The organism is Pantoea sp. EABMAA-21, from assembly GCF_030053335.1.
Classification (GTDB): domain Bacteria; phylum Pseudomonadota; class Gammaproteobacteria; order Enterobacterales; family Enterobacteriaceae; genus Pantoea; species Pantoea communis.
In genome coordinates, this window is sequence record NZ_JASGBX010000012.1 from 171933 (window position 1) to 180738 (window position 8806).

Genomic DNA, 8806 nt, shown 5'->3' on the forward strand with positions numbered 1-8806 from the left:
AAAGGGTTTTAAGATTAATTCGCAATTGTCATTAAATCTTAACTGATTTGTGCGAAAAAAAGCGCGATGAAGGATCAGCCACAACTCAGCTAATGATAAGCAACGCTCGTTAATTGCATTGAGGTTAATGCGCTGCTGTTGGTTTGAATGAGCTGTAATGTTATGAATTAACGCCATTTTTGCTTTCTAATCCCGAGCTATAGTGAAGATAAATTAATTATTTTCACTTTTATCACTTGATTTATCTACGCGCGTAGATAGACTGTGTCCACAGTGATAACTCACGGTGCCAGAGACAAAGTTGGCCTTGAGATGACGTGGTTACATTTGCCTTATTAATGCGATCGATGAAAAAAACATCGACGAGAACAGGCGAATGAGTGAATTCCAACACCAGGGAGTTCTTTTGACTTTCATCCAGGTTTGCCTACTGAACGTCTTCACCGGGGAGTTCCGCTTGTTGCAAGGGAACCGTCCCACGGAAGGGCGTTTGCTGTTTTCACCTATTTCAGGGAAAAGGTCATGACGGTACATCAGTCCGTTTCGCAACAAACTTCACTGAGCACCTCTTCAGCTGCTGACATGCGGCTGGAAACCTCTTCTGGCCGCAAAGATTTCTGGCGCGCCACCTTCTCTTGCTGGCTCGGCACGGCAATGGAGTATGCGGATTTCGCACTCTATGGCCTGGCAGCAGGCATCATCTTTGGCGATGTGTTTTTCCCCAATGCCACACCCGCTATGGCGCTGCTCTCCAGTTTTGCCACCTGGTCCGTCGGGTTTATTGCACGTCCAATTGGTGCGCTGCTGTTTGGCTGGATCGGTGACCGCAAAGGTCGCAAGACCGTGATGATCGCCACCATCATCCTGATGGGCGCATCGACAACCTTGATTGGTCTCATCCCTTCTTACGCCACGATCGGCGTCTGGGCACCCGCTTGTCTGGTGCTGTTGCGCTTTACCCAAGGGTTGGGCGCCGGTGCGGAACTGTCTGGTGGCACCGTGATGCTGGGCGAATATGCCCCGGTTGCGCGTCGCGGTCTGGTCTCTTCCGTGATTGCCCTCGGCTCGAATAGTGGCACGCTGATCGCTTCGCTGGTGTGGCTGGCGGTGATTCAGATGGATAAACAAACCTTGCTGGATTGGGGATGGCGTATTCCGTTCCTCAGTAGCGTGCTGATTGCCGTGGTCGCGTTATGGCTGCGTCGCCATCTGCGTGAAACCCCGGTGTTTGAGCGCCAGCAGGCGCAACTGCAGGCAGAGCGTAGCGCCACATTGCAGCATGCCGCCGCCGAGGTTGATACCCGCAGTTTCTGGCAGCGCAGCCGTGCGTTCTGGACGATGGTCGGCTTACGTATCGGCGAAAACGGTCCTTCCTATCTGGCGCAGGGCTTTATCGTCGGTTATGTCGCGAAAGTGTTAATGCTCGATAAGTCGGTGCCAACGACGGCGGTGTTTATTGCCTCGCTGTTGGGTTTCCTGATTATTCCGTTTGCCGGTTGGATGTCTGACCGCTTTGGCCGCCGTATCACCTACCGTGGTTTCTGTCTGCTGCTGATGATTTACGCCTGGCCGGCATTCAGCCTGATGGACAGCCGTGACCCGGCGATTGTGATCCCGGTGATGGTCGTAGGCATGGCGCTGGCCTCGCTCGGTATTTTTGGGGTGCAGGCCGCGTGGGGTGTGGAAATGTTTGGTGTCAAACACCGTTACACCAAGATGGCGGTGGCAAAAGAGCTGGGGTCTATCCTTTCTGGAGGGACAGCACCTTTGGTGGCTGCGGCGCTGTTATCGTTCACCGGACACTGGTGGGCGATTGCCGTGTACTTCTCGGCGATGGCGACCATCGGTTTTCTGACCACGTTTGTGGCACCGGAAACGCGTGGGCGCGATCTGAATCTACCGGAAGATGCGATCTGACGCGCAACACGCTGTAAGTGAAACAGTGCCATTGGCCGGTTATTCCGGCCAATGGCATTCATGCAGAGGCAAGAGCATTGGCGAAATCCCCAGGCGGAAATGTAACACGTAGCGATGTGGCGAAAGCCGCCGGCACCTCAGTGGCAGTGGTGAGCTACGTGATTAACAACGGACCGCGCCCGGTGGCGGAAGCCACGCGGTTGCGGGTGCTGGAAGCAATTAAACAGACGGGCTATCGACCGAATGCGGTGGCGCGAGCATTGGCATCCGGCAGCACCAAAACCTTTGGCCTGGTAGTGCCAAATATCAGCAACCCCTTCGTGGCTTCGATGGCGCATATGCTGCTGCAGGAGTCGCTGGATCACGGCCACGTGATGCTGCTGGGGGATGCCGGAGATGATCGCAAGCGTGAGCTGGAACTGATTCAGGGCTTGCTGAATCGTCAGGTGGATGGCCTGTTTTATACCAGTGTCGATCGCCACCCATACATTGATGTGATTCAGGCCAGTGGTACACCGCTGGTGATGCTGGATCGCGTTGCCCCCCGTCCTGGCGTGAGCATGTTGCGGGTCAATGAGCGCGAGGCCTCGCGTCAGGTGACTGAACATCTGCTCAGCCACGGTTATCAACAAGTTGGCATGATCAGCGGTCCGCTGGAGATGTTGAATGCCCAGGATCGTATTCAGGGCTGGCGCGATGCCATGGCAGAGAAAGGCCTGCAGGCAGATGAAGCCCTGATTTTCCCTGCCAGCTACTCGCGACAAGGCGGTTATGACGCCACAAAACGTATGATTGCCAGCGGACAGGTGCCGCGCGCGCTGTTTACCAGCAATGAGGGCCAGGCGATTGGCTGTATCCGTGCGCTCTCTGAACACGGTTTGCGCGTGCCGCAGGATGTCGCCCTGGTGTGCTTTAACGGCACCGATCAATCCGCGTTCCATGTCCCGACATTGACGACCGTACGTCAACCGCTGCGGGAAATGGCACGCAGCGCTATCGCCATGCTGAAAAATGGGGATGGCGAAGCCCAACTGGCAGAGTTCCCTCACTATCTTGAAATCGGTGAGTCCTGTGGCTGCCTGCTTACTCAACAAAAATAAACTTATAACATTATGAAAAGACTGATTATTGATTGTGATCCGGGAAATGGAATTGCAGGGGCGAACACCGATGACGGCCTGGCGCTGGCACTGGCGTTGGCATCACCTTCGCTGTCGGTTGAACTGATTACCACCGTCACTGGCAATACGCCGAGTGCGGTAGGGGCGCAGGTTGCCAAAGATTTACTCCAGCGATTAGGGCTGAATATTCCCGTAGTGCAGGGCGCGTTACAGGCACTCCGCGAAGACCCCGCCCCCTGGCGCGCACGCCTCGATGGCGTCAAGGATGCGAACCTCGCTGAACTGTGGCGGGGCGTGCGTAAGCCGCAGTTGCTCGCGGCAGATGGCAATGATGCCGCAGGCGTAATGGGCCAGCTGATTTGCGATAATCCCGGCGAATTTACTCTGGTGGCGATCGGTCCTCTGACTAATGTGGCGCAGGCGTTGCAGCGTTATCCACAGATGGCTGAATCCGTGGCAGAAATTGTGATTATGGGCGGTGTGTTCGCTTTAGATGATTACATCAAAGACACCAACTTTGGTCTGGATCCCGAAGCGGCGCATCAGGTGCTGCACAGCGGAGCAGCCATCACGCTGGTGCCAATGGATGCCACCACACAAACATTGATGACCCATCAGGATCTTAATCGTCTGACGACCAACAACCACCCATTGCCACAATTTGTCCGCGAGACGCTGCGCCCGTGGATTGACTACTCGATTCGCACTCGCCATCTGCCGGGCTGCTGGATCCACGACGCGCTGGTGATTGCCTGGCTACTCAATCAGCGCGTGGCGGATGGGGTGGATTACTTTGTCGATATTGAGTTACGTGCCGGCGCAACGCGCGGCAAGAGCTGGCGGTATCGGTCGCCACTGCGCCTGGACATTGGCGTGCCGGAGCAGACCGGGGCATTGGTGCACGTGATGCAGAACGTCAACAATCCGTTGCTGCTGGAGATGATTGAGAAGGCGTTTAATCAACTGCAGCGCTGAATGCCCATAGATGGGTGCGGCACACTGAGCCGCACCCGTCTTCCTGCCATACCGCCAGGAATTTGCCCTTTCAGATGGCACTGCTGTACGGCGGTGCAATGTTTCACTCGATGACACGCTTCCTTACACCGCGAATCACTCCCTGACAATTCCCCGCCGCAGCCCCCCTTTCTGACATGCTATATACAAATAGTTAACACAATAATAACCAGCGAAATCATTCGCCGGATAACGTTCCAATAAATTCTGGTCAATGAACCGGAAGCTAATCAGACAGGATACCCCTATGTTCAACTGGACTGCGACCCAGCGAAACGTGGCGTTTGCCAGTTTCGCCAGCTGGACGCTGGATGCGTTCGACTTCTTTATCCTGGTGTTTGTACTCAGCGATCTTGCCCAGTATTTCAACACCAGTGTCTCCGATGTTTCTGTTGCCATTATGCTCACGCTGGCGGTTCGACCAATTGGCGCGCTGATTTTTGGCCGTCTGGCTGAGAAGTATGGCCGCCGCCCGATTCTGATGCTCAATATCGTGATGTTCTCACTGTTTGAGCTGCTCTCTGCATGGTCACCGAACTTCACCGCCTTCCTCGCCTTCCGCGTGATTTACGGCGTGGCGATGGGCGGCATCTGGGGCGTGGCATCGTCACTGGCAATGGAAACCATTCCGGATCGCTCGCGTGGGCTGATGTCCGGCATCTTCCAGGCGGGCTACCCTTGTGGCTACTTGCTGGCATCGATCATTTTCGGACTGTTTTTCGAGTCGGTAGGCTGGCGCGGCATGTTCCTGATTGGCGCATTGCCGATTCTGCTGCTGCCGTTTATCTATTTTAAAGTGCCGGAATCCCCGGTCTGGCTGGCTGCACGCGAGCGTAAAGAGAGCACGGCGCTGCTGCCGATTATTCGTCAGCACTGGAAAATCTGCATCTACATGGTGCTGCTGATGGCGTGCTTTAACTTCTTTAGCCATGGCACCCAGGATCTCTATCCGACTTTCCTGAAAGTGCAGCATCAGTTTGATCCGCACACCGTGAGCATCATCGCCATCAGCTACAACATTGCGGCGATGCTGGGCGGGATTACTTTTGGTGCGCTGTCAGAACGCATTGGCCGTAAGAAAGCGATTATCCTTGCCTCCTTCCTTGCGCTGCCGGTGTTGCCGCTGTGGGCGTTTTCCAGCGGATCCTGGATGATTGGCATCGGCGCGTTCCTGATGCAGTTTATGGTGCAGGGCGCGTGGGGCGTAGTGCCGACCTATCTTACCGAACTGGTGCCTGCGAATGCACGTGCGGTACTGCCGGGCTTTGTTTATCAGTTGGGTAATCTGATTGCCTCGGTCAATGCGACCTTGCAGTCACGCATTGCCGAGGCTCACGGCGGCAACTACGGCCTGGGGATGGCGATCGTTGCCGGTACGGTGGCGGTGCTGATTTGCGTGTTTGTCGCCTTTGGGCGAGAGACGCGGGGTATTGAAATATCCGGTGCCGTGGCGCGCGAACAGCGTTAAAGCGCCTCGCAGACATCGACCCATTTCGCCGCAGTCAGCTCAGCCATGCGCTGCGGCGAAATGCGCACTGCACTGTGAATCGAACCTGCCGCGGGCAGCACTTCATCAAAACCGCGCAGGGTCACATCACAATAAACGGTCAGCGGATTTTCCAGTCCAAAGGGGCAGACGCCGCCTACCGGATGTCCGGTCCAGTTCACCACCTCATCCACACTCAACATGCGGGCCTTAGCGCCGAGTGCGGCTTTCAGCTTGCGGTTGTCGAGGCGGGCATCACCGCGCGTGACGATCAGCACAATGGCATCCTTCACTTTCAACGACAGGGTTTTGGCGATTTGCCCCGGCATCACGCCATGGACGCGTGCGGCCAGTTCTACCGTGGCGGTGCTTTCCGGCATCTCGATGATGTCGATATCCGGTGCATGTTCGGCAAAGAAGTGCCGTACCGACTCCAGGCTCATTTTTTTCTCCGGTAAAAACAGAGCCTAAAAGCTGCCATAAGGGGGGAAAAGTGTAAACGGGATAAAAAGAGAATCTGTAACAGAATGCGCGCCGGTTAAACCACTTTTAACGTGCAGTTACCACAGCGTTCCACGTCCGGAATGCGATAGCGCTGGCAGCAACTGCGACGTTCCATCTCGCCATGACGCGGGATCATGGTGCGATAAAGCGGATTGTCGCTGCCATCCAGCAGCGTCTGGGTGAAGAACAATGCCTGTTCCAGCTGAGTGATGACGGGCGCGGATAACTGGCCTTTCAGTTCACCTAGGAACCAGTAAAACGAATAACCCATGTTGTTCCAGATGAGTTTGGCGTTGATATCACCGTGCTGCGTCATGCCGTTGACAGCCGGGATCAGGCATTGCTGAATCAGGCGGTCAATGCGCTGCTGTGCACTCAGGTAACGCGCCTCTTCATCTTCTTGCACATCAATCCAGAAAGCACAGGGATGGCCGTTTTTATGAAATTCCACATGAATCAGATGGGGTGCGCACTTCAATGCCCGCGGCTCCTGCAGCAACATCAGCATCAGCGGGGGCAACAGCAAGCCAAAATACCATTGTGCCCAAAGTGACTGCAGCGGTTTGGCTTCCTGTTGCACATCAGGGTGATTGCGATAGAGATAATCGCTATAGCGCTGTGTCAGGCGACGATAGTGCAGCGGAGTGGACCACTCGGCCAGCGTCAAGGTCCCTACGGGAGCGGCCTGGCCGAGTTTGACGTTATCCAGCATGTAGCTTCGTTGCTCGCGCATCAGATCTTCCAGTGCGCTCGCTAAGCTGCGGTCGCTCTGCATAAAGATCAGAGGATGGTCGCTAAAGCGATGATCCTGACGCGTAATGATGGTCATGCCGGTCCTGAGTGATAACGGGAATCGTGAGACAAATGATAATCGTTACTGTCAATGCGAACAAGATGTCATCAAGCGAAGAAGGGGGATGGCGCCACTTATCAGGATCCGATGCCGCTCCGTGATAAATGGCTTCGCTCATCTACCGGTTACATCAGGTCATTACTGACTTGCGTCAGCCTCGGCAAATCTTCCCAGGCGAGTATGGTGTTACGCCCCTGATTTTTCGCGACGTATAATGCGCGGTCAGCATTTGCCACCGCCTGGTCAAACTCATCGCCAAAAATAGGCGCGATCCCGGCACTGATGGTGACATGAGTAGAGACCTTTTCATTAAAGCGATGCGGGATTTCGAGGTCCACTACGTACTGACGAATGCGCTCCGCCAGCTTCATCGCAATCGAGGCATTAACGTTGGTCATCAGCACCAGAAACTCTTCACCGCCATAACGTGTTACCACATCGCGTGAACGCACCGCATCACGAATGGCAACCGATACCCGCGCCAGCGCCTGATCGCCCATCGCATGACCGTAGTTGTCGTTGTAGGCTTTGAAGTGGTCAATATCCAGCAGCAGTACGTAATGACTGCCCGCGTGGTTTTCCAGGATGGTGTCGAGGCGATTTTTCAGGCCACGGCGGTTATACAAACCAGTGAGCGGATCCAGCATACTCAAATCGCTAAAACTCTCTTTTTCCTCATATAGCTGGCTAACCAGTCGTCGGGTAAAAGTATCAAAGCGGCGGCGCATTAAATGATGCAGCGAGAAACCAATCAACGGCAGCGTGATCGTAAAAATGATCATCATTAAATGCTGACCATCATCTAATAACAATACGGTTAATACGGGGGGCGTAATGTGTAAACAAAATGCGATCAAATAATCACTGAGCGCAATGGCACTGACAAAAAATACGCTTAACAAGCTGATTATTAAAAAGCTGCCATCAAAATAAAAAACCTGATGATACCTGTGGTTAATGTGCCATGCCCAGAGCGCACCTAATATCATGGCAACAGGATTTAATAGCGGTAATTTCCGTTTTGGCATCATCAGACAAACGGTCAGTAATGTCAGGCTGAAAGCCGCGACGATCCCTACCGGCAGCGAGCTTACCGGGCTATCTATGCCTAAAAAAGGTAACAGGCAAAAAAGCGAAACGGCGACATTTAAAAACAAAAAGAGCATCAGCGAAAGCCGATATTTGCTGTGTTTCAACTCATCATAAGATTGTAATTTCATTATTATTACTCTTTACAGCCCTGAAATATCAAAGCGCTACCCGTGGGAAATACTCCCGCAAATCGGATAGTGAGCACGTTATTGACGTGTTATCGAAATAGTTATCGGCGGCAATTTAGCATTTTCCAGTAAATCTGTCATCCAACGCATCCCGCGATAAAAAATTCGCTGCAAGATGAGAAATATTGTCATATGATAATACGAATATTTATCATTTGAGGGTTGCGCGATGATCATGGCGATGATGGCTGCCTGCGGCTTATGGGGCGTGAGCTGGATGATGGGTAAGCGGCTAGACAGTGGTTGGGGAGTCTTGTTGCCCTGTGCGGCTTTACCGATTTTTGCGCTGTGGGAGCCGAGTTTCAGCCAGTGGCGCGTGGTGATGATTGTGGCACTGTTGCTGACGGTAGTGATGCTGTTCCATCATCGTCTGCGTCACTATCTGCTGCTGCCTTCTTGCCTGGCATTGGCCGGGGGCGCTGCGGCCGTTACGGTGAACTTCCACATTATTTGATGCCGTTTTCGAACGGCAGAAACGACAAAACACGCTTAGCGCGTGATTTTTTTGGTTTAATTCAACATTGGGAATTGACTGCCAGGAAAGTAAGACAACGTGGTGCGAAGGGAGGGACTTGAACCCTCACGTCCGTAAGAACACTAACACCTGAAGCTAGCGCGTCTACCAATTCCG

Annotated in this window: 8 protein-coding genes; 5 read left to right on the forward strand and 3 right to left on the reverse strand. The window is 53.8% G+C overall.

Annotated elements, in window-relative coordinates; all coding sequences use genetic code 11:
- Positions 1 to 522: 522 nt before the first annotated feature.
- The 4 genes from QMZ65_RS18025 to QMZ65_RS18040 all read left to right on the forward strand — a co-directional run bounded on the left by QMZ65_RS18025 (position 523) and on the right by QMZ65_RS18040 (position 5520).
- Positions 523 to 1917 carry an MFS transporter gene (locus tag QMZ65_RS18025; protein ID WP_166935919.1) on the forward strand — a complete coding sequence of 465 codons (1395 nt, stop codon included), beginning with the start codon at positions 523 to 525 and terminating at the stop codon, positions 1915 to 1917.
- Positions 1918 to 1994: 77 nt separating this feature from the next.
- Positions 1995 to 3017, forward strand: a complete 1023-nt coding sequence (locus QMZ65_RS18030) for a LacI family DNA-binding transcriptional regulator (RefSeq protein ID WP_058959396.1) — start codon at positions 1995 to 1997, stop codon at positions 3015 to 3017.
- A gap of 12 nt (positions 3018 to 3029) precedes the next feature.
- Positions 3030 to 4013, forward strand: a complete 984-nt coding sequence (locus tag QMZ65_RS18035) for a nucleoside hydrolase (protein WP_160833970.1) — start codon at positions 3030 to 3032, stop codon at positions 4011 to 4013.
- Between the two features lie 253 nt (positions 4014 to 4266).
- Positions 4267 to 5520, forward strand: a complete 1254-nt coding sequence (locus QMZ65_RS18040; protein WP_182057222.1) for an MFS transporter — start codon at positions 4267 to 4269, stop codon at positions 5518 to 5520.
- Here QMZ65_RS18040 and QMZ65_RS18045 read toward each other — a convergent pair.
- The 3 genes from QMZ65_RS18045 to QMZ65_RS18055 form a co-directional block, all read right to left on the reverse strand.
- On the reverse strand, positions 5517 to 5981 hold the full coding sequence (locus tag QMZ65_RS18045; RefSeq protein WP_034826269.1) for a YbaK/EbsC family protein: 465 nt from the start codon (positions 5979 to 5981) through the stop codon (positions 5517 to 5519). The two genes, QMZ65_RS18040 and QMZ65_RS18045, sit on opposite strands and share 4 nt — an antisense overlap.
- A 95-nt stretch (positions 5982 to 6076) precedes the next feature.
- On the reverse strand, positions 6077 to 6871 hold the full coding sequence (gene fhuF / locus QMZ65_RS18050; protein ID WP_160833971.1) for a siderophore-iron reductase FhuF: 795 nt from the start codon (positions 6869 to 6871) through the stop codon (positions 6077 to 6079).
- 149 nt (positions 6872 to 7020) lie between these two features.
- Positions 7021 to 8115: a GGDEF domain-containing protein gene (locus tag QMZ65_RS18055; protein WP_160833972.1), complete on the reverse strand. Its 1095-nt coding sequence runs from the start codon at positions 8113 to 8115 to the stop codon at positions 7021 to 7023.
- Between the two features lie 229 nt (positions 8116 to 8344).
- Between QMZ65_RS18055 and QMZ65_RS18060 the strand changes: the two genes are divergently transcribed.
- Entirely contained in the window at positions 8345 to 8629 is a 285-nt protein-coding gene (locus tag QMZ65_RS18060; protein WP_034826266.1) for a DUF1435 domain-containing protein, read from the forward strand.
- The last annotated feature ends 177 nt before the right edge of the window (positions 8630 to 8806 follow it).